The sequence below is a fragment of the Pontibacter toksunensis genome, assembly GCF_042686245.1.
GTDB classification, from domain to species: Bacteria; Bacteroidota; Bacteroidia; order Cytophagales; family Hymenobacteraceae; genus Pontibacter; species Pontibacter toksunensis.
Genome location: NZ_JBHUOX010000029.1, coordinates 1 through 18,114 on the forward strand (window position 1 = coordinate 1; position 18,114 = coordinate 18,114).

Consider the following 18,114-nt stretch of genomic DNA (forward strand, 5'->3'; position numbering starts at 1 on the left):
CACCCGAAGACGAAGGGGTGGTGCAGAAAAAAAATGAGCCCAACGGCATGGGCTCATGGAACACTACTTTAGGGCAGATGCCTGTCAGATAACCCTCAACTGTCAGAGCATATCTTGACTATTACAATTAATGTAAAACGAATCAAAAAAATGGCTAAACTGCCAGGTATGATATACCAGCAGTTTAGCCATTTGACATTTTTTGCAACAGAGAACCTTACTTCAGGTTCAGGTCCTTCAGCGTCTGCTCTATTTTCTGATTCAGCTGTTGGGCCGTCTCATCAAACGCCTCTTTAGAAGGCAATGGCTCATTCACGCTGACATAGAATTTAATCTTGGGTTCTGTGCCGGATGGGCGGGCCGATATCTTGCTGCCGTCTTCGGTCATGTACTGCAACACGTTTGAGCTTTCCATGTCAAGCTTACTTTCCTCTCCTGTGCGCATATTTTTGCGCGTCCCGAATTTGTAATCACTTATCTCCACTACTTTGGAACCGGCAATTGTTTGAGGCGGATTGCTGCGCATGTCGGCCATCATCTGCTGAATCTCCTCTGCACCACGCATGCCCTTTTTAGTGATGGATACAAGGTCTTCTTTATAGAAGCCGTATCTGGTGTACATCTCCACCATCATCTCAAAAAGACTTTGGCCATTGTCTTTAGCCACTGCTGCCATTTCAGCAATAAGTGCACAGGCAGAAATGGCGTCTTTATCGCGGACGAAGTCGCCGGCCAGGTAGCCGTAGCTTTCTTCGCCACCGCCAATGTATGTTTCCTTGCCCTCCAGGTTACGGATGATTTCAGCGATGTATTTAAATCCGGTCAGGGTTTCATACATCGTTACATTGTAGCTGTCGGCAATTTTCTTGATAAGGTCCGTCGTTACAATGGTTTTTACCACGTACTCTTTGCCTGTCAGTTTACCGGCTTTCTGCCATGCCTGCAGCAGGTAGTTGATGAGAAGAGCGCCTGTCTGGTTACCGTTAAGCAGCACAAACTCCCCCTCCAGGTTTTTCACGGCGATACCCACACGGTCAGCGTCCGGGTCAGTGGCCAGCACCAGGTCAGCATCCAGTTCGGCTGCTTTTTTCATAGCCAGCGTCATGGCCTCTTTCTCTTCAGGGTTCGGGTATACCACCGTCGGGAAGTTGCCGTTTGGCTCCGACTGCTTTTCTACCACTTGCACGTTTGTGAAGCCGAAGCGCTTCAGTATCTCCGGCACAAGCGTGATACCGGTACCGTGGATGGGTGTGAAAACAATTTTGAGGTCATGCTGGCGCTTGATGGCCTCCTGCGAAATAGATAGTCCCAGCACTTCTTTTATATAGGCTTCGTCTACCTCAGTGCCAATCATCTCGATGTTCTCCTGCTTCGGCTCAAACTTCACCTCATCAATAGAAGTGATTTTGTTTACCTCAGCAATGATGTTTTTATCATGCGGTGCAGTTACCTGTGCCCCATCATTCCAGTAAGCCTTATAACCATTATATTCCTTCGGGTTGTGCGATGCCGTAATCACGACTCCACTCTGGCAACCCAGGTGGCGTATGGCAAAGGATAGCTCTGGCGTAGGGCGCAGCGCCTCGAACAGGTATACTTTGATATCGTTGGCAGAAAAGATGTCGGCTACGATGCGGGCAAACTTATCCGAGTTATTGCGGCTGTCGTGAGCGATTGCCACTTTTATCTGCTGATCAGGGAAGTTTTGTTTCAGGTAATTGCAAAGTCCCTGTGTGGCCATTCCCAGGGTGTAGCGGTTCATCCGGTTGCTGCCCGCCCCCATGATGCCGCGCAATCCGCCGGTACCAAACTCCAGGTCCTTGTAAAAGGCATCAGAAAGCGCGTCATGCTCGTTGCGCTCCAGCATGTCGTTTATTTCTGATTTAGTGGCTGCATCATAGTTTCCGGATAGCCACTGGTCAATTTTAGTTCTTATAGCATTATCAATCATAGTTTTTATACTTGAGGATTTTACGCTTTGTTATGTAGACAAAATAATCACACCAGCCTTTTTGCACCCGAGGCACGTTCAAAAGAACTGGTGTGATGTATAGCAATATCAAAATAAAGGAATTTAGGCCAAACTACACGGCATTTACTTAAATTCTTCTCAAAGGTTGCCCCTTAACTCCTGCTCCCGCTCAATAGATTCGAAGAGTGCCTTGAAATTTCCTTTTCCAAATGACTTCGCTCCTTTGCGCTGGATGATTTCATAAAAAACAGTTGGCCTGTCTTCTACAGGCTTTGTGAAGATCTGCAGCAGGTAACCTTCCTCATCCCGGTCTACGAGAATATTCAGCGCCTTCAGCGACTCCATTTCTTCGTCGATGTTGCCTACCCGGTCGAACAGGTCATCATAGTATGTTTCCGGCACATACAGGAACTCCACGCCACGGCGCCGGAGCTCTGAAACTGTATGCAGGATGTCATCAGTGGCGATGGCAATATGCTGTACACCGGCGCCCCGGTAAAACTCCAGGTACTCATCAATCTGCGATTTCTTCTTGCCCTTCGCCGGCTCGTTTATCGGGAACTTTATATAGCCGTTGCCATTGGACACCACCTTCGACATCAGGGCCGTATACTCCGTACTGATGTCTTTATCGTCGAACGTAATCAGCAGCTTAAAGCCCATTACATTTTCATAGAACTCCACCCACTCATTCATGTGGCCCAGCTCCACATTGCCAACGCAGTGGTCCACATACTTCAGACCAACCGGTTCTACCTGCAGTTCAGTGGATTTGGCTTTATAGCCCGGCATAAATGGGCCGCTGTAGTTTTTGCGCTCTACAAAGGTGTGAATGGTTTCGCCATAGGTATGAATAGCGGCAATTTTTACCTCGCCATGCTCATCCTGCAGCGTTTTAGGCTCAATAGCTGGCTTTGCGCCACGTGCCACGGTGTCATTAAAGGATTTCTCCGCATCGTCCACCCACAGGGCAAGCACCTTCACGCCGTCTCCGTGCTGCAGCACATGCTTCGATATATCCGATGTCGGGTCAAGCGAGGTAGTGAGCACAAACCTTACTTTATCCTGCACCAGCACATAGGAGGCGCGGTCGCGGATGCCTGTTTCCGGTCCGGCATAAGCAATGAGATTAAAGCCAAAGGCTGTCTGGTAGAAATGAGCGGCCTGCTTGGCATTGCCCACATAAAACTCAATATGATCGGTGCCGTTGAGTGGCAGGAGGTCTGTTGCCATAGTTTTAGGGGTTATCAGGTGATTATTGTAAAAATACTGCTTTTATGGATTTATCAAAATCTGAGCGGCATCGGGTTAAATTATCATTCGATTACTTGCAATTGCTACAGCATGTTTCCAACTTTGTAAAAAACACGATCACATGAATGTAAATGCTCTAAACGATGCTATCGTTGCGATCCTGGGGAAAAAGCAGGAACTCAGTACCATGGATTATAACGATAAGCGCTATGATGATATTGAAGAGGAGTTGCACGACCTTGAGGATGACTTCAATGAGGAGTATGGCGATTACCTCGAAGATGTGTTGGAAGATGTGCATGGTAAACTGAAATCAGACGCTGATATTCTTCTGCCAACCGCTTACCTGGCCAGCACACTGGACCCGGAGGCTGCCCTCGAAGAGGATGAGCAGGAAGGCGTATGGGTTGAGTCTGACTCTTTTCCGGGGGTGGAGATGCGCCTCGTGATTGTTGCTAACCCGCCTCGTATACTTTTGATTCTGCAAGACCAGGAGCGTGTGCTCTGGACGGCAGAGTAAGCCGCTGAACAAAGCTAAAAAGCAGCATATAGAATAAAAACCGCTGTTAATTTTACCGCATCTTCTACTGCTCTTGTGCAATGGAAGGTGCGGTAATTTTTTGCTGTTATTCGTGCCGTATAACCTTCTTTGGAAGCATTAGAACAGCAAATCTAAATCAGGAATAGCACTGGTGTTAAGTTATCCATTCATTATCAATGTGTTAAATAAACCTGTTCAAGTTTATTATTTATTGATTTTTATGATGCTTTACATATCTTCGCTCTAATTTAAACAGAACAAGCCGACGCTTCTGAAACCTGATTGCCTGGCTTTAACTTAAACCGGAAAAGATGATGACCATTGCATTAGTTGCGCATAACAACAAAAAGACAGACCTGCTGAACTGGGTCAAAGAAAACCATAAGGCACTCGAAGGGCACACGCTCATCGGAACTACAAATACTTCACGGCTCATAAACGACCTGCTGGACCTAAACGTGCAGCCATTCGGCCACGGACCAAGCGGGGGTGACATTCTGCTGGCAGCACGCATACTGCAGGGCGAGGTACATAAAATCATCTTCTTTATAGATGTGGAAACACCTCACGGTCACGAGCACGACATTCAGACGCTGATTCGTACCGCCGTGCTGAACAACATTCCGATTGCCCTGAACCGCGCCTCTGCCGACCTTATTGTGCTGGAGCGGGGTTAAGACCTTTATTGCTGTTTAGTGTTTCAACTTGATGCACTTGCCATAGCAGTAGCTGAGGCGGGTGCTTTTTTTATGCTGTTGAAGCAGGAAAATATGTTTTTTCATACATCAGGAAGGTCCTTGTTTCAGGCTTCGAACAACTAAGCAGCCACACCCGGTACAATGGCTGGTACCTCTGTAAATATTGCACTTAATAAGAGCAGAAACAGCAGAAACCGAATTGACTTTTTCTAATACTCTTTTGTTGTATCACTACATTTCTAGAAATAATTCTGATTTACGAAAAATTTTATTCTGCCTTAAATCAGGCAATAATACACTATTAGAATTCTACAATGGTTTACAAGTGTAGGTATATAGATGCTGCTTCTGTACTTCGGTTAATACAATCAAGAGAATAATATATTGTGCTGTTACAAGCTGCTATGTAAGCCAACAATGATGTTTTATACTAAACACAGCTGCCATGTCGTCGTAGAAAAATATAGAAGATGTATATTATTAACTTACAACTATTTAGCTATGAAAACTACAGAAATGAGCGTGTGGAGAAGGATAGGGACAGCTCTTTGCCTGTTCCTGATGTTTGGCCTGATAGCCTGTGACAATGAAGATGACAATGATGCCGAACTGTTTGACGGCGACAGGTTCTACACAGACTTTAGTGCAGCCAATCTGTATGGGGATTGGGATGCTGATGATGATGATTTCCTCGACGAGGATGAATTCACGATGAGCTTCTACGAATCCTGGGACGTTGACAACGATGGAATGCTGGAGGAAACCGACTGGGACATGGCAGTGGCCGACTTTGGCTTAGTGGGAGCAGACTGGGATGCATGGGATGTAGATGCCGATGGTATGCTGGACGAGGACGAATTCAGAACCGGCTTCCTCACCTACGACTACTACGATACGTGGGATGCAGATAACGACGGTTTGATAATGGATCGGGAGTATGCAGACGGTGTTTTCGGTATATGGGATGATGATAACGACGGTGTACTGGAAGCAGCAGACTATGACATCTGGTTCAACAGATACTACGGCGTTTAATCCAGGCTCCTGAAAAGGAACAGAAATACCCATCTTTAATTTATTTTAAACTTAATCTAAATGAAGACGACTATGAAAGAGAATAAAAAAAGAATATTGAAGAAAATAATGAATGGCCTTTGTTTCACACTTGCAGCCGGACTGTTGGCCTGCTCCGGGGAAACCGCCACAGGTGTAGAGGACAATACTGTTATAGCTGAAACAGAAGAAGTGGTGACAGCAGACACCTGGGATACAAACGAGTTCAACTCCACTTTTGCCTCTACCAACTACTATGAGGACTGGGATTTGAACGATGACAACCTGCTGGATGAAAATGAGTACTACAGCGGCTTCTACAGCACCTGGGATGTAAATAATGACGACCGGCTGGACGAGAACGAATGGAACACAGCCGTAAATGACTGGGGAGTTGAGAACGAGACCTGGGCTGAGTGGGACACGACCGGCGACGGCATTTTAGATGACAATGAGTTCAGAACCGGCTTTGCCGATACAGGCTGGTATGATAACTGGGACGCTGACAATGACAATTTCCTGGGAGAAAGAGAATATACAGATGGTGTGTTCGGACTGTGGGACGATAACGCAGACGGCATGCTGGATGAGAATGAGTATGATGCCTATAACACGTACTACGGCGTCTAGTAAATACACAACTTTATAAAAGCACCTTTTAGAGGTGCTTTTATTATTTTTTATATAGATAAACCTAATAAGATATGAGAAACAGAAAGAACATCATACAGTTATTGATTTGCGCCTTCTGCTTTGCTGCCTTTGCTGGCTGTGCGCCAACCGTAAGCGTTACCACAGATTATGATCGCTCTGCAAATTTCAGGCAGTTCCAGACGTTTGGCTTCTTCCAGGAGAACCCTGAAGCGGAGCAGGACATTAACACCGGCACCTTTAATTCAGACCTGGATCGATACCTGAAAGCTGCCATACGCCAAACGCTGACCAAGCAGGGGCTTCGCTATGAGGCATCTAATCCGGACCTGAAGGTAGCCTATGATGTTTCCGTTCAAACAGAAACAGAAGTAAACACCAATTACGCTTTTGCACCAGGCTTCGGGTATGGCTACAGCTACTGGTACGGCTACCGTTATAACTATGGGTTTAACACTTTCCCTGCTACCTACCGGACAATCAACCAATACAAAGAGGGTACAGTGGTCATTGACCTTATCAATACAGAGACGAATGAGTTGGTTTGGCGCGGAGTAGGGGAAGGAGCCGTTGACATGACAGCGGGCATCAGCCAGGAGCGCATCAACACCATTGTCACAGACATCCTGAAAGAATACCCACCAAGGAGCAACTGATACAGCTTATTAATACTGAGTCAACACAACAGGGACTATCATTACTGGTAATCCCTGTTTTTATATTAATACATACGTCACAACAAAGCGTGCTATAAGGCGATTTTGAATGATGCACTGCTTGCAGATACTCCTGAACATAAGCTTTATTTACCTTTCATCTTGTGTGGGTTTCAATATACCTCTTTGAAAATGATATAATATAATTTATCGAGGTAACATAGATGAAGATGTTCAGTTAAATTGAGGATTATTGCATAGTCATGTTTAATTGGTTTGATGAATTTAACTTAATAGTATAAATATTTTGTTTGAATGATGTAATTATAGTGATGGTGTATTAGAATTTAAATAAGAGGAGGTATATGGCTTAAAGGCGTTTACGAATTTTAGCGTATGATATACTAAACAGAAACTGCGCTTCCCTTATCTTAGTTGTCATATATAGTCTTGGGGCAGTTTGATTTCGTAAAATAGAACATTAAATGAACGTTACGATAAATACATAAGGCTATGAAAACGAATAAGATAAACATAAATAATTTTTTAGGTACAGGGTTATGCTTCGCTTTACTGGCAGGTTCTGTTGCCTGTACTACTGATAAAGCTGATACTACAGAAGGAGAAGTTGTTGAGTCAACTGAAACTGTAGGGCAGGAGATAGAAGACACCTGGGACAGGAACCGCTTTAATTCTACCTTCACATCGAATGATACTTTTGCAGAGTGGGATGATGACGATGACAACATGCTGAACGAAAATGAGTTTAGCAACAGCATGTACAGGACCTGGGATACAAACCGGGATAATAACATTGACCAGAATGAGTGGGATACTGCAGCGCGGGATTATGGTATGACAGGCCGTAACTATACTGATGTAGACGCTAACAAAGATAATAAGGTAGATGAAAATGAATTCCGTACCGGAATGGCGAATGACACCAATAATAACTTCTACAGCAACTGGGACAGAAATCAGGATAAGATGATAGATCAGCAGGAGTATTCTGAAGGTGTATTCGGGCAGTGGGATAACGACAAGGATGGTTCCCTGACTGACACCGATTATAACGACCGTTACAACCGCTACTACGGAAACAACACCGCAGGTACGACAACCGGCGGTACAGAACAATAAACTGAAGAGTGTCTAATTTCCGGAGAGCATAAGCGAACGGTTTAAACCTCTTTACAACATAGGATTACAAATGAAAGGGGCAGCTGAAATTCTTCAGCTGCCCCTTTCATTTGTAAAATTTAGCGGTCTTAATACCCTAGCTTCTGGCGTACCCGCTGTAGCACAGGTCCAGCTATAGCCTTGGCTTTCTCTGCACCTTCATGCAGTTTCTTGTCTATTTCCGACAGGTTGTTCATATAGTGGTTAAACAACTCACGCTCCTTCGCATACTTACGGATGATGAGCTCATACAGTGCCTGCTTGGCGTGGCCATAACCGTATCCTCCGGCCTCATAATTACTGCGCATCGCTCCAATTTCTTCCGGTGAGGCCAGTAAGCTGTAAAGCTTAAATACGGTATCGTTTTCAGTGTCTTTTGGCTCTTCCAGCGGTGTACTGTCTGTGATGATGCTCATGATGATTTTGCGCAGCGGCTTGTCGGCTTCAAAAATATCAATGATGTTGCCGTACGACTTGCTCATTTTTTCGCCATTCAGGCCGGGCACTGTCATCACAGTTTCGTCTACCTTAGCTTCCGGAAGCACAAATGTTTCGCCGTATACATGGTTGAAGGCGCTTGCGATATCGCGGGTGATTTCCAGATGCTGGATTTGGTCTTTTCCAACCGGTACATAATTGGCGTCATATAAGAGTATGTCGGCAGCCATTAAAACAGGGTACGTGAACAAACCGGCATTTACATCAGCCAGTCCTCGTCTGTTTGACTTATCTTTGAAGGAGTGCGCATTGGCCAGCATCGGGAACGGGGCATAGCAGTTCAGGTACCACATCAGTTCCGTTACCATCGGCACATCAGACTGGCGATAGAACAAGTGCTTATCTGTATCGAAACCGAAGGCAAGCCATGCAGCCGCCACAGAATAGGTGTTGTGCCGCAGCACCTCCGCATCCCGGATGGAAGTGAGGGAGTGCATATCAGCGATAAAGTATAAAGACTCCTGGTCAGAGGCTTTCGATAGCTCCACAGCAGGAATGATAGCACCCAGCAGGTTGCCTAAGTGTGGGCGGCCTGTGCTTTGAATTCCTGTAAGATAACGTGCCATATGTAGTGGTGTAATTGTTCCGGCTGCAAATTACGGGAAAAAGCCGAAAATAGGCCAGCCAAACTTTTGCATTCCACCACAGGATGCTACTGCCGCTTCAGTATGAAGTTTTGCTGCCCCTTTATCTCCGCCTGCTGCCGGTCTAGTAATTTTACCTCTGTTTCACTAACCTGCAGGAAGTACATGGGGTCAATTTTGCCTGATGTAGGGATAAGCTGCAGCACAACCGCATTCGGGTCCTGCTTGTTCCCTTTGGCCAAGAACCACTTGCCCGAACTCGTCAGTACGTTTTTGTCAGCTGGTTTTCCCAGGTAAGTCTGCTTTAGGGAGAAGGAGCGGTTGGAACCGTTCGCATCACCGGTTAATTCGAGTTCTGAAATTATACCCTGGCAATCAGAGCAGGGAAGGGTGCCGGTAAAGTACCCTGCTGGGGCAGCCATTGCTGGTGCAACTGCTTTACTCTTTGTCTTGCCCTCAGCCTTAGCAGTTGCTTTCGCTGGTGATGTCTTCGCTGGTGATGTCTTCTTCGCTGTGGCTGCCTTAGCAGCAGGCTTAGTGGCTTTTTTATTGCCTTTTGCTAATGACTTCCGCCACTCCTCATAGCTCTGTACTTCCTGTGCTTGTACCTGTTGCTGGCTTAGTGCCACTGAGAATAGGACTAATAACGCGAATATTGTTTTCATGTATCGCTCTATAGATTGGATGTAACAAGTTTATTTACCACAGCAGTTATACAGTATGTGATTGATGCGGCCAAGTATAACATAGGATACAAATTTGAAGCCATATTACTTCACCAGCCGGCACGCTGATTATTTAACTTGAATTTCGCTGAATTTATTGTGCTATAAATCCAGATCTGTGTTGCCTGGTCTGCGAAATATGTTCGTATCAGATACACTTCAGGCGAAGAAAATAATTCCTCCTGGTGCTTTTTTATTGTATTGTTTTGGTATAACCTATGAGTAATGCTGCTATGCCAGCGTTACTGCTTTGCTTCTTTTCTGGCGAAGCGAGTTTATGTTAGAAAGCACAATGGCAGCTAAAATCAGTGCTACCCCTAGCCACTGCACTGCCCATACCTCTTCTTTTAATATGATGTTGGACATAAGCACGGCCACCGGTAGTTCGGCAGCACTTAGGATGGCACCTAATCCCAAACCTGTTTCAGGCAGGCCGTAAGAATAAAAGAGCGGAGGAATAACAGTACCGAATAAAGCTAACACCAGTCCCCACTTAAATAGCCCGCTTGTTAAAGCACCGTTCGTCAGAAACACGGGAGGAAAGATGATGAATATGAGTACGCAGGCACCTGTCAGGATCAGTGCGCTCTTGGTAGCAGGGTGCAGGTGATTGCCTACTGCGCCGTTTATCATCAAAAAAATGCTATAGCAAAAAGCTGCCAGCAGCCCGTAACCCATGCCTGCTAAGTCAAAATCAGGTAAGTCCCCGGAAAACAAACGCCCTGCCATGGCTGTGCCTATCAGGATCAGGGCAACTGTACCCAGCTGTACCAGGGAGGGTAATTGGCGCTTGTGGATAGCCTCTAAAAGCAGGCTCATCCAGGTAAACTGCATCAGGAGGAGGATCGCAATGGAAGCGGGCACAGTCTGCACCGACTTATAGTAGAAGATGCTAACCAGGCCGGTGCTGGTTCCCATCACCACCAGTTTGAGTTTTTCCCTGAACGTTGTGCTGCTGCTTTTGCTGCTAAACAGCTTTCGCAACAACACAAGAGTCCAAAGAACAACCAACCCAAAAAATACCTGGGCGCCCGTTACATCGCCCAAGGTAAAGCCTTCTTTATATGCTAATTTTACGAACGTTGACAGAATGCCAAAGCTACACGCGCCAAGAAAAACCAGAACGATTCCTCTGAACATAATCGTCTCCTTCAAAAATAAAACCTTAAAATAATAGAAATAGAAGAGGCTGCTGCCCCCGATTAAAGAGAAGGGCGCACTCTTACAGGTCGTGTAAAACGTAGCCTGTAATAAAGATCTGTGTATGTGCTAAGTAGTCTGGCATTTTATTTTGCAAGGCCGCAAATGTAAGCACAACAAAGCCTTTTAACCAACTTTATGTATAGATTTCTAAGATAGAAAGTCTCCTCTAGCCTTCAACCTGTGCCTCTTCCATTAGTTTTTCAGCCTCTCTTTCACCTAAATAGCTATCGATGAGGTAATGGGCAACATAGAGAAGCGGTGTGAGCACGATGGCTATAGTAAACTTATAGATGTAATTAATCAAGGAAACTGAGAGCACCTGTTCCATAGGCCAGTTGCCGAAGAGAAAAAAGGCTACAAACAGTACCACAAAGGAATCTATAAGCTGTGACGCCAATGTGGAGCCAGTTGCTCGGAGCCATATCTTTTTGCTGCCCGTAAACCGGCGCAGCCAGTGAAACACGGTGGCATCTAAGAACTGCGAAAGCAGGAAAGCTACCACGGAACCAATGATGATCCCCAACCCCTGACGGTACACACTATTGAAGGCGATGTTTATATTAAAAGGATTGCCTTCTGCATCCGTACTGTTCACATCTAACCAGAAAGGAGCAGGCGGCAGGCCTGTGACTATAGTAATAACGAGGAAAGCATAAAGAATAAGCAGCACGGTGAGTATACTGACTTTTTTAACACCAGCTTTGCCGAAATACTCATTTATGATGTCGGTGGTGATGAACACGACTGGCCAGATGATAACCCCTGCTGTCAGGTTAAAATCAAGTTTTGCTCCACCCAGTACGGGTATCTGGGCGCCAGGCAAGCCAAAAATAGCCTCCCCTGAAAAAATCTTCACCCCAATCAGTTCAGCCAGCAGAGCATTCGATATAAAAATACCGCTCAGCACCAGGAAAAGGTGCATACGCCTTTTTTCAGAAGTAGAAATTTGCTGCTGCATTGCGGAGTAAATTAAAGGTAGGTTTAACCCAGCTGCAAGTTAATATTAATAGGTAAATCTATCGTTGTGGATATATAGCCTGTATTGCGAAGGGCTTCATTGAGATGCATTTAATAGCGGTACAATCAGAGATGTTTAGGATCGAATTAACTGCTGTAGAGGTAAACCTCAGAAGTCCTTAAGAATGCATAACCTAACAGAAACTAGCTTAGAATGCTATAAGCGCTACTCCCGGATACATAAAATACTTCCTTCTGTAGCCAGGTCAGTTTGTGGAAAAACTTCCTGTGCCTCTGTAAGCAGAGGTGTGAGGTCTTTGTAGCGAACGGAAAAGTGGCCTATGAGCAGACGACGTACCTCTGCCGCCGCAGCTAATTCTGCCGCCTGACGGGCTGTACTATGAAAGGTGTAGTTTGCCCGCTCACGCAAATCATCTGTAAAAGTAGCTTCATGGTAGAGCAGGTCCACGTAGCGGACATATGGGAGTAGCTCAGGCTTGTAGCGGCTATCGGAGCAGTAAGCATAGCTTCTGCTGCGTTTTGGCTCCATGGTCACGTCTCTGTTGTAAACCAGAACATTGCCCTGCTCATCTGTCACGTCTTCACCCCATTTCAGGCCAACCAGTTGCGGAGGTGTGAGATTAGGGGGGAGCTTTTCTTTGATTAGAGGGCGTGCCTTCTGCTTTTCCCGGAACAGGAAGCCACAGCAGGGCACCCGGTGCTCCATCGGAATGGTGTATACCGTTATCTGCTTGTTCTCATAAATCTTTTTATGGCTGGTAGTGTCCAGTTCCTGAAAGATAAGCGGAAAGCAGAGGTTGGTGCCTGAGTACTTAAACTGTAAGCTTAGGATTTCTATAAGGCCGGGAGGACCAAACAAGTATAACGGTGTGTGGCGGCCCTGAAGGTGCATGGTGGACAGGAGGCCAGCTAGTCCAAAATAATGGTCACCGTGGAGGTGACTGATGTAGATATTGCAGATGCGCTGATGCTTTATCTTGTATTGCATCAGCTGCATCTGCGTTCCTTCACCGCAATCAATCAAATGGTACTGATTGTCTATGGTAAGTACCTGTGCGGTATGGTGTCTGTTTGCCGATGGTGTGGCCGACGAACTGCCCAGAATCCTGAGTTCGAAATCCACAACGGGCGGTATACTTAGTCTTCCTTGTTAGTCAGGTCCTGCTCAATTTCGTGCAGGAACACACGGTCAATGGCTTCCTCTACTGTTGGCAGAATATTAAGCACAGACTCTAACTTAGAAATTGTAATTAATTTCATAACGTGGTCCTGTAAACCAGTCAGAATCAACAGGCCACTAGATGAGTTGCAAAGGCGGTTGGCGATTAAAATAGAACTAAGGCCTGAAGAGTCTGTATATTTTACGTTGCTCAGGTCAAGAATCAGATTGGTGATGCCCTCTGCGTTTAACTTCACAAACTCAGATTTCAGGTCTGGCGCTATGGATGTGTCCAGCTTCTTCTCATCTATCGTGATAATTGTATAGTTTTCTTTCTTATCAATCGTGTACTTCATATGATCTACCTATAAGGATTTAAATGCGAATGTACCAAAATCTACTTTAATATACTTAATGTTTGGTGTTAAAATTATCACTAACAATATGCTGTTCTATCCGTGATAGCACATTTTCATAACTGTTCTTCTCAAATTTCTGGCCTGTAAATACCTCATACAGCTCGATGTAACGTTCTGAAATGCTCAGTACTATCTCATCCGTCATTTCTGGTACCATTTGCCCGTTTTTTCCCTGAAAGCCATTTTCAATCAGCCACTGCCGCACAAATTCCTTTGATAACTGCCGTTGTGGTTCTTCCTGCTTCTGCCGCTCTTCATAGCCATCGCTGTAGAAATAACGGGAGGAGTCGGGGGTATGGATTTCGTCTATCAGGAGTATTTCTCCGTTGTATTTCCCGAACTCGTATTTTGTGTCAACCAATATCAGGCCATGTTGTTTAGCTAATTCAGTGCCACGGGCAAATAATGTGCGCGTATATTGCTCTAATTTAAGGTAATCCTGCTCTAATACAAGGTTTTGCGCTAAAATTTCTTCTCTCGAAATATCTTCATCGTGCCCCTCATCGGCTTTGGTGGTTGGCGTTATAATCGGCTCCGGCAGCCTGTCGTTTTCACGTAAACCTTCCGGTAGCGTCACGCCGCACAACATGCGCTTGCCTGCTTTGTACTCGCGCCAGGCATGCCCTGCCAGGTAGCCCCTGATAACCATCTCCACCTTAAAGGGCTTACACTTATAGCCGATGGTTACATTCGGGTCTGGGGTGGAAATCACCCAGTTCGGCACAATGTCGGAAGTAGCCTTCAGGTTAAGGCTGGCAATCTGGTTCAGCACCTGTCCTTTGAAAGGAATGGCCCTTGGCAGTACCACATCAAAAGCAGAAATACGGTCAGTGGCAACTATGGCCAGTTTGTCTTCAAAATAATACACATCGCGAACCTTGCCTCTGTAAAAGCCGGTTTGGCCGGCAAAGGAGAAATTGGTTTCTTTTATGGCCTCCATAAATACAGTGTTGTTTTAAGCAGGCAAAGGTAATTATATTTTAGCCGCCCGGAAATATTTCTGCAGGTTGCTGCCAGCTGCCTGATAAGCCTAAAATATAGGCACGGAATAATATTGTATTATACTGAGATGGCGGGTTTGGGTTTTAGATTATCGAAGCTATCTTTTATATGCTAAGCAGATAACAGCTTGCTGCTTATCCTGCGCCTTCTGCAGGGGGCTGAAACTCTCTTTTTCAAGCATCAACAGAATAGTATAACTGTAGCGGCAAAAAGCATGTTCTTCTCTGCCATTCCGTTACATCACCTTGCTGGCTTCAGTGGTAAAGCAACTAAAATAGTGTGCTGCCGTAGGACTGAAAGAAATCGCGGACAGAGAGGATCTAAAAATTTTATATTTTATTTGGATTTGCTCCTTTGGCGCTTTATAATTGCAACATCAAGTCAATTATCCCATCGGGATTTGATTTATAAAGAAGAGTGGAGAGACAGGCTCTGAGAAACTCTAGCAACCTAACTAACGAGGTTAAGGTGCTAAATCCTGATTCCGGAACATCCGGAAGAATATAAATTGATACGATCATGAATAAGGGAATCAATTCAAGACTACATTTTTTATCATCCTCCCTGGCAGCCTTTCTGTCGCGGCAACTTTTTTTAGCCCGGCCTGCAAAACACATGCGCAACTCCCCGTGTGCCATGCGTTGCTGTTGTTGCTAAGCTAATCCTTTCGCTATACCTTATCGGTCACAGGCATACCCCCTGTAACACCATTTTCTTCTAACATTTTCGGACTTTTTCTTCAAACCAATCTTTATAATCTATAAACTGAACAGCCATGTCTAACACACTCCACTTCGAAACACTACAGCTACACGCAGGCCAGCAAATCGATCCGACCACACAGTCTCGTGCCGTACCCATTTACCAGACCACCTCCTATGCCTTTAAAAATGCAGAGCACGGGGCTAATTTGTTTGCCCTGAAGGAATTTGGCAACATCTATACCCGCATTATGAACCCGACCACAGATGTGTTCGAGAAGCGGATAGCTGCCCTTGAAGGCGGAGCTGCAGCTGTGGCAGTGGCATCAGGACAGGCCGCACAGTTTCTTGCACTGAGCAACATTATGGAGTCCGGTGATAACTTTGTGTCCACAAAGTTTTTGTATGGCGGTACTTACAACCAGTTTAAAGTATCGCTGAAGCGCCTGGGTATAGAATCGCGCTTTGCTAAGAACGACGAGGTGGAAAGTTATGAGAAGCTGATCGATGACAAGACGAAGGCAATTTATTTAGAAACAATTGGCAACCCGCGCTTTAATATTCCGGATTTTGAGGCAATTGCTGCGCTGGCACGAAAGCATGATTTACCGCTTATCGTGGACAATACTTTTGGCGCTGGCGGTTACCTGTTCCGCCCGCTGGAGCATGGGGCCAACGTGGTGGTGGAGTCAGCCACAAAATGGATAGGTGGCCATGGTACCAGCATTGGGGGTGTGATTGTGGATGGCGGTAACTTCAACTGGGGTAACGGCAAATTTCCGCAGTTCTCTGAGCCATCGGAAGGCTACCATGGCATGAAGTTCTGGGATATATTCGGTACAGACGGGCCTTTCGGTAACATCGCTTTCGCCATACGTGTCCGTGTAGAAGGCCTGCGCGATTTTGGGCCGGCTCTTAGTCCGTTCAACTCTTTCCTGTTGCTGCAAGGCCTCGAAACACTTTCGCTGCGCCTCGAAAGGACGGTACAGAATGCGCTGGAACTGGCACAATGGCTGGAGCAGCATGAGCAGGTGGAGTCAGTGAATTACCCGGGGCTGGAGAGCAGCAACTACCATGGACTGGCGAAGAAGTACCTGAAGCGTGGCTTTGGGGGCGTGCTCTCGTTTAAAATTAAAGGAGGAGACAGACAGCAGGCAGAGGCTTTTGTGAACAGCCTGAAACTGGTGAGCCACTTAGCCAACGTGGGTGATGCCAAAACTCTTATCATTCACCCTGCCTCTACCACGCACCAGCAGCTGTCTGATGCCGAACAACTGGAGGCTGGTGTAGAGCCAACGCAACTGCGGGTGTCAGCAGGTATTGAACACATTGAAGACATTAAAGCCGATTTTGAGCAGGCTTTTGCTAAAGTACAGGAGGTTCAGTCGGAGCCCGCGTTATAACAATAGAATATGCTATCACATCACGTTTTTGAATACAATAACACTTTTACGCTGGAGTCGGGTGCCACATTGCCCGGCTTCCAGCTTGCCTATACAAGCTATGGTACGCTAAACCCACAGCGCAGCAACGTGGTGTGGGTGTGCCATGCCTTGACCGGCAGCTCTGACTTTACCGACTGGTGGTGTGACCTCTTCGGGGAGGGAAAGCTGTATGACCCGCAGGAGTGGTTTGTAATCTGCGCCAACACACTGGGTGGCTGCTACGGTTCTACCGGGCCGTTCAGCATTAACCCGGAAACGCAGCAGCCGTATTTCCATACCTTTCCGCAAGTTACTAACCGTGATGTGGTATCTGCTTTCGATCTGCTGCGGCAGGACCTGGGGCTGGAACAGGTGCATACCCTGATAGGAGGGTCTCTGGGAGGACAGCAGGCACTGGAGTGGGCCTTGCTGAAGCCTGATGTATTCGAGCGACTGATTCATGTGGCCTCCAATGCACGCCATTCTCCCTGGGGCATCGCCTTTAACGAAACGCAGCGCATGGCTATCCGCCAGGACCCCACCTGGGCAACAGCAAGTGAGACAGCCGGATTAGAGGGTTTGAAGACAGCCAGGGCGATTGCCATGTTGTCGTACCGGCACTACAACACGTATGCTGCAACGCAGCAGGAACCTGGCAACAGCATCACCGATGATTTCCGGGCTTCCAGCTACCAGGTGCACCAGGGCGAAAAAATAGCTAAACGCTTTAATGCTTACACCTATTGGCTGCTTTCCAAAGCAATGGATTCTCATAACGTTGGCCGCGACAGGGGCGGGCTGGAGCGGGCACTGGCGCAGCTAAAAGCACGGACACTTATCGTGGGAGTGAACACAGACCTCCTGTTCCCGGTGGGGGAGCAGCAGTTTTTGCACGAGCATGTAGCTCTGTCCTCCTTCTACCTCATTCAGTCCGACTATGGGCATGATGGCTTTCTGGTGGAGTTTCCTCAGCTAAAGGAGGCCATTGTAACTTTCTACGAAGAAGAGGAGAGGCTGGAGGAGCTGTCTTACGAACGCGAAGAGCGGTAGAACGGAGTGGAGGTGTAGCATAGCAGGCTTTATAATGCTGCTGTTGCGTGTTCATTAAATACAGGGTACTCTATAAACTACAACGGAAGAAGCAGTTTATAGAGCTGGTAAAGCCTGCTGCTTTCAAGGCAGAAAAGTGTATGTAAAATTTGTCTTTACCTTCTGCCTCTGTTACACTTTTTTAAGATTAGCAGAAGCCTCTTTGGAGCATCCGTGGTACTCACAACCTGACCTGCACTATAACTCTAAAGTGCAGGAGCAGTCAACTGTTCCGCGGGCAGGATCTTCAGAAGCGCCGGGAGCATGGTTCAGAAGAAGCGCAAGCAACTGAATGGCAGGCTCTGGCAGATCTTTGGAGCTCATTTCT

At 46.3% G+C, this 18,114-nt stretch carries 18 protein-coding genes and 1 riboswitch; of the genes, 8 read left to right on the top strand and 10 right to left on the bottom strand.

Annotation, left to right across the window (positions count from 1 at the left end):
- Positions 1-217 precede the first annotated feature (217 nt).
- Together ACFS7Z_RS23850 and hppD are read right to left on the bottom strand one after the other, a co-directional pair.
- Positions 218-1,951 carry a phospho-sugar mutase gene (locus ACFS7Z_RS23850; protein WP_377490717.1) on the bottom strand — a complete coding sequence of 578 codons (1,734 nt, stop codon included), beginning with the start codon at positions 1,949-1,951 and terminating at the stop codon, positions 218-220.
- Positions 1,952-2,110: 159 nt separating this feature from the next.
- Complete coding sequence (gene hppD, locus ACFS7Z_RS23855) at positions 2,111-3,205, bottom strand: 4-hydroxyphenylpyruvate dioxygenase (RefSeq protein WP_377490720.1); 1,095 nt, start codon at positions 3,203-3,205, stop codon at positions 2,111-2,113.
- 142 nt (positions 3,206-3,347) lie between these two features.
- On the opposite strand from hppD, the gene ACFS7Z_RS23860 reads away from it, so the two are divergent.
- The 6 genes from ACFS7Z_RS23860 to ACFS7Z_RS23885 all read left to right on the top strand — a co-directional run bounded on the left by ACFS7Z_RS23860 (position 3,348) and on the right by ACFS7Z_RS23885 (position 7,965).
- Positions 3,348-3,746, top strand: a complete 399-nt coding sequence (locus ACFS7Z_RS23860; RefSeq protein WP_377490723.1) for a hypothetical protein — start codon at positions 3,348-3,350, stop codon at positions 3,744-3,746.
- A gap of 332 nt (positions 3,747-4,078) precedes the next feature.
- A complete protein-coding gene (locus ACFS7Z_RS23865) occupies positions 4,079-4,444 on the top strand; it encodes a methylglyoxal synthase (protein WP_377490726.1) in 366 nt (121 codons plus the stop codon).
- A gap of 522 nt (positions 4,445-4,966) precedes the next feature.
- Positions 4,967-5,500, top strand: a complete 534-nt coding sequence (locus ACFS7Z_RS23870) for a hypothetical protein (RefSeq protein WP_377490730.1) — start codon at positions 4,967-4,969, stop codon at positions 5,498-5,500.
- 72 nt (positions 5,501-5,572) lie between these two features.
- Positions 5,573-6,148, top strand: a complete 576-nt coding sequence (locus ACFS7Z_RS23875) for a hypothetical protein (RefSeq protein ID WP_377490733.1) — start codon at positions 5,573-5,575, stop codon at positions 6,146-6,148.
- Between the two features lie 74 nt (positions 6,149-6,222).
- Positions 6,223-6,825 (top strand): DUF4136 domain-containing protein, encoded by a 603-nt coding sequence (locus ACFS7Z_RS23880; RefSeq protein ID WP_377490736.1) that lies wholly within the window; start codon positions 6,223-6,225, stop codon positions 6,823-6,825.
- A 513-nt stretch (positions 6,826-7,338) separates the two neighbouring features.
- Entirely contained in the window at positions 7,339-7,965 is a 627-nt protein-coding gene (locus tag ACFS7Z_RS23885) for a hypothetical protein (RefSeq protein WP_377490739.1), read from the top strand.
- A gap of 128 nt (positions 7,966-8,093) precedes the next feature.
- On the opposite strand, the gene trpS is transcribed toward ACFS7Z_RS23885, so the two are convergent.
- The 7 genes from trpS to ACFS7Z_RS23920 form a co-directional block, all read right to left on the bottom strand.
- Positions 8,094-9,068 carry a tryptophan--tRNA ligase gene (gene trpS / locus ACFS7Z_RS23890; protein WP_377490742.1) on the bottom strand — a complete coding sequence of 325 codons (975 nt, stop codon included), beginning with the start codon at positions 9,066-9,068 and terminating at the stop codon, positions 8,094-8,096.
- Between the two features lie 86 nt (positions 9,069-9,154).
- Complete coding sequence (locus tag ACFS7Z_RS23895; protein WP_377490745.1) at positions 9,155-9,751, bottom strand: copper resistance protein NlpE; 597 nt, start codon at positions 9,749-9,751, stop codon at positions 9,155-9,157.
- Between the two features lie 291 nt (positions 9,752-10,042).
- The gene (locus ACFS7Z_RS23900) at positions 10,043-10,951 is read right to left on the bottom strand and encodes an EamA family transporter (protein WP_377490748.1); all 909 of its coding nucleotides are present in this window, start codon (positions 10,949-10,951) and stop codon (positions 10,043-10,045) included.
- Positions 10,952-11,180: 229 nt separating this feature from the next.
- Positions 11,181-11,936: a queuosine precursor transporter gene (locus ACFS7Z_RS23905; protein ID WP_377490751.1), complete on the bottom strand. Its 756-nt coding sequence runs from the start codon at positions 11,934-11,936 to the stop codon at positions 11,181-11,183.
- Positions 11,937-12,197: 261 nt separating this feature from the next.
- On the bottom strand, positions 12,198-13,115 hold the full coding sequence (locus ACFS7Z_RS23910; protein ID WP_377490754.1) for a ribonuclease Z: 918 nt from the start codon (positions 13,113-13,115) through the stop codon (positions 12,198-12,200).
- A gap of 14 nt (positions 13,116-13,129) precedes the next feature.
- Positions 13,130-13,507 (bottom strand): STAS domain-containing protein, encoded by a 378-nt coding sequence (locus ACFS7Z_RS23915; protein ID WP_115567158.1) that lies wholly within the window; start codon positions 13,505-13,507, stop codon positions 13,130-13,132.
- 55 nt (positions 13,508-13,562) lie between these two features.
- Positions 13,563-14,510 carry a phosphoribosylaminoimidazolesuccinocarboxamide synthase gene (locus ACFS7Z_RS23920; protein ID WP_377490758.1) on the bottom strand — a complete coding sequence of 316 codons (948 nt, stop codon included), beginning with the start codon at positions 14,508-14,510 and terminating at the stop codon, positions 13,563-13,565.
- Positions 14,511-14,974: 464 nt separating this feature from the next.
- Positions 14,975-15,082: riboswitch (SAM riboswitch) on the top strand.
- 265 nt (positions 15,083-15,347) lie between these two features.
- On the opposite strand from ACFS7Z_RS23920, the gene ACFS7Z_RS23925 reads away from it, so the two are divergent.
- Together ACFS7Z_RS23925 and metX are read left to right on the top strand one after the other, a co-directional pair.
- Positions 15,348-16,676 (top strand): O-acetylhomoserine aminocarboxypropyltransferase/cysteine synthase family protein, encoded by a 1,329-nt coding sequence (locus ACFS7Z_RS23925; protein WP_377490761.1) that lies wholly within the window; start codon positions 15,348-15,350, stop codon positions 16,674-16,676.
- Between the two features lie 9 nt (positions 16,677-16,685).
- Positions 16,686-17,747: a homoserine O-acetyltransferase MetX gene (gene metX / locus ACFS7Z_RS23930; RefSeq protein WP_377490764.1), complete on the top strand. Its 1,062-nt coding sequence runs from the start codon at positions 16,686-16,688 to the stop codon at positions 17,745-17,747.
- Positions 17,748-17,984: 237 nt separating this feature from the next.
- Here metX and ACFS7Z_RS23935 read toward each other — a convergent pair whose 3' ends face one another.
- Entirely contained in the window at positions 17,985-18,110 is a 126-nt protein-coding gene (locus ACFS7Z_RS23935; protein ID WP_377490767.1) for a hypothetical protein, read from the bottom strand.
- Positions 18,111-18,114 lie beyond the last annotated feature (4 nt).

Coding starts and splice junctions, on each gene's coding strand:
- ACFS7Z_RS23850 (WP_377490717.1), bottom strand. CDS start 1,951: ATGATTGATAATGCTATAAGAACTAAAATTGACCAGTGGCTATCCGGA.
- hppD (WP_377490720.1), bottom strand. CDS start 3,205: ATGGCAACAGACCTCCTGCCACTCAACGGCACCGATCATATTGAGTTT.
- ACFS7Z_RS23860 (WP_377490723.1), top strand. CDS start 3,348: ATGAATGTAAATGCTCTAAACGATGCTATCGTTGCGATCCTGGGGAAA.
- ACFS7Z_RS23865 (WP_377490726.1), top strand. CDS start 4,079: ATGATGACCATTGCATTAGTTGCGCATAACAACAAAAAGACAGACCTG.
- ACFS7Z_RS23870 (WP_377490730.1), top strand. CDS start 4,967: ATGAAAACTACAGAAATGAGCGTGTGGAGAAGGATAGGGACAGCTCTT.
- ACFS7Z_RS23875 (WP_377490733.1), top strand. CDS start 5,573: ATGAAAGAGAATAAAAAAAGAATATTGAAGAAAATAATGAATGGCCTT.
- ACFS7Z_RS23880 (WP_377490736.1), top strand. CDS start 6,223: ATGAGAAACAGAAAGAACATCATACAGTTATTGATTTGCGCCTTCTGC.
- ACFS7Z_RS23885 (WP_377490739.1), top strand. CDS start 7,339: ATGAAAACGAATAAGATAAACATAAATAATTTTTTAGGTACAGGGTTA.
- trpS (WP_377490742.1), bottom strand. CDS start 9,068: ATGGCACGTTATCTTACAGGAATTCAAAGCACAGGCCGCCCACACTTA.
- ACFS7Z_RS23895 (WP_377490745.1), bottom strand. CDS start 9,751: ATGAAAACAATATTCGCGTTATTAGTCCTATTCTCAGTGGCACTAAGC.
- ACFS7Z_RS23900 (WP_377490748.1), bottom strand. CDS start 10,951: ATGTTCAGAGGAATCGTTCTGGTTTTTCTTGGCGCGTGTAGCTTTGGC.
- ACFS7Z_RS23905 (WP_377490751.1), bottom strand. CDS start 11,936: ATGCACCTTTTCCTGGTGCTGAGCGGTATTTTTATATCGAATGCTCTG.
- ACFS7Z_RS23915 (WP_115567158.1), bottom strand. CDS start 13,507: ATGAAGTACACGATTGATAAGAAAGAAAACTATACAATTATCACGATA.
- ACFS7Z_RS23920 (WP_377490758.1), bottom strand. CDS start 14,510: ATGGAGGCCATAAAAGAAACCAATTTCTCCTTTGCCGGCCAAACCGGC.
- ACFS7Z_RS23925 (WP_377490761.1), top strand. CDS start 15,348: ATGTCTAACACACTCCACTTCGAAACACTACAGCTACACGCAGGCCAG.
- metX (WP_377490764.1), top strand. CDS start 16,686: ATGCTATCACATCACGTTTTTGAATACAATAACACTTTTACGCTGGAG.
- ACFS7Z_RS23935 (WP_377490767.1), bottom strand. CDS start 18,110: ATGAGCTCCAAAGATCTGCCAGAGCCTGCCATTCAGTTGCTTGCGCTT.